The sequence below is a fragment of the Streptomyces sp. UH6 genome, from assembly GCF_013421635.1.
Classification (GTDB): Bacteria; Actinomycetota; Actinomycetes; order Streptomycetales; family Streptomycetaceae; genus Streptomyces; species Streptomyces abyssomicinicus.
Map to the genome: position 1 here is coordinate 1 of NZ_JACADT010001081.1, position 1,821 is coordinate 1,821.

At 73.9% G+C, this 1,821-nt stretch carries 3 protein-coding genes; all 3 read left to right on the forward strand.

The features are described 5' to 3' along the window. Positions 1-236: 236 nt before the first annotated feature. Positions 237-755, forward strand: a complete 519-nt coding sequence (locus tag HW445_RS29420) for a GNAT family N-acetyltransferase (RefSeq protein WP_180223870.1) — start codon at positions 237-239, stop codon at positions 753-755. Between the two features lie 202 nt (positions 756-957). After that, on the forward strand, positions 958-1,113 hold the full coding sequence (locus tag HW445_RS29425) for a hypothetical protein (RefSeq protein WP_180223871.1): 156 nt from the start codon (positions 958-960) through the stop codon (positions 1,111-1,113). Next, on the forward strand, positions 1,110-1,821 hold a 712-nt coding region (locus HW445_RS34310), incomplete at its 3' end, for a globin domain-containing protein (protein WP_308800142.1). The genes HW445_RS29425 and HW445_RS34310, both read left to right, overlap by 4 nt.

The following is a 1,821-nucleotide window of genomic DNA, read 5'->3' on the forward strand; positions in this document are numbered from 1 at the left end:
GGGCGGCCCGGCGCGGTGACGCCGCTGTGACAGTACGAGGATCATGCCGTACCACTCGTCGGTCCGGCGGGGGTGTGAGGGCGACGTATCGCCCGCGCGGGGGCTTTCGGCCGCTGCCGCGCGCGGGCCGGGAAACGCGGTTGGCCCGCCGGGGGCGGCGCACGTAATCGCGGCCTCCGCGACGTCGCCGGACCGGGGGGCGGAACCGGCGGACCGACTCGTGGGAGTGGAACGGCATGACGGAACTCCTCCCCTTCGACCCCGCGCACTCGGCGGCGGTGGCCGGCTGGCCGGCGTCCGCGGCGGAGGCCGTCCTGTGGTGCGGGGCCCGGGAGTTCCCCGTCCCCGCCCGGACCGTCGACGCCTGGCGGCAGGACGACGACGTGCACGCCTTCGGGCTGTACGAAGACGGGCGCCTCCTCGCCTACGGGGAGGTGTGGCACGACACTGAGGAGGACGAGGCCGAACTGGCGCGGCTCATCGTGGATCCCGGGGCCCGTGGCCGGGGAGCGGGCCGGGAACTCGTGCGGGGACTGGCGGAGCGGGCCCGCGACGCGGGGTTCGAGGACGTCTTCCTCCGGGTGCACCCGGACAACGAGCGGGCGCTCCGGTGTTACCGGGGAGCGGGGTTCGCGCCGGTCGATCCCGGTCTCGCGCAGGAGTGGAACGCCGCCCAGCCGGTCGACCACGTCTGGCTGCGGCACGTTCCCGCACCGCGCGTCCGTCCCGCGGATTCCCCGGCCGAGGACGACTGATCCCGCCCGCCGGGTGGTCCTCCGGCACCCGGGCGCATCGCGAACCGCCTCGGACGTGCCGACCGCCGCGGAAGTTGCTACCGCCTCGGGAGCTTCGGTCCGCCTCGGGACCTTCGGCCGCCTCGGGACCTTCGGCCCGGGAGGCCGGGACCTGTGGCCGGTGGCACAGGGACCAACGGACGGCCTTTTTCCTCTCCCCGTCATGATCGTATTGCGCAAGGGAATTCACGCGCACATGCAGGGAAGTGAGTACATGCGTCCGCCCACCGCGTCGTCATCGATCCACGAGGACGAGATGCACGGCACCGAGCAGGCATTTTCTTCGGTCGTCCCGTCCGATGAGGCAGGGCGGCGGTGAAGGACTACCACGCCCTGCTGGCCCGCCAGGAAGCCATGCGGTTGCGACAGCAACTCCTCTCCCCGGCGCAGTCGCCGACCGGGGCACCCGGTGGGCGCGCGGGCCTGGACCCCCGGTCGTACGACGGCGCCGCCGACCAGGCGCTGATCGTGCGGGACCTGCCCGCGGTGGCGCCGCTCGCGACGCTGATCGACCGGCTCTACGAGGCGATGTTCACCCGCCACCCCTACCTGCGGCAGCTCTTCCCGGAATCGATGGAGTTCCAGCGCGCCCACCTGGAGCGCGCCTTCCGGTTCGCCGTCGAGCACCTCGACCGCCCCGTGGAACTCGCCGACTTCTGCACCCGCCTGGGCAGCGGCCACCGGCGGCTCGGCGTCCTTCCCGCCCACTACCAGGTGTTCGAGGAATCGCTGGTCGAGGCCCTCCGGGTGACGGCGGGGGACGCCTGGTCGCCGGAGACGGAGCAGGCGTGGGTGCGGATGCACCGCTTCGTCACCGGCGCGATGATCGACGGCGCCGCCGGGACGGCACGTGAACCCGGCTGGTGGCGGGCCACGGTCGTGCGGCACGAGCTGCGCGCCCCCGACCTCGCGGTCCTGCGGCTGCACCCGGCCGAACCCCTCCGCTTCCGGGCCGGGCAGTACGTGCCCGTGCAGAGCCCGCTGCTGCCGCACACCTGGCGGTCCTACACGATCGCCGGCGCCCCGG

Bases quoted from the DNA above. Each gene is read 5' to 3' on its own strand.
- HW445_RS29425 (WP_180223871.1), top strand. From the start codon at position 958: ATGATCGTATTGCGCAAGGGAATTCACGCGCACATGCAGGGAAGTGAG.
- HW445_RS29420 (WP_180223870.1), top strand. From the start codon at position 237: ATGACGGAACTCCTCCCCTTCGACCCCGCGCACTCGGCGGCGGTGGCC.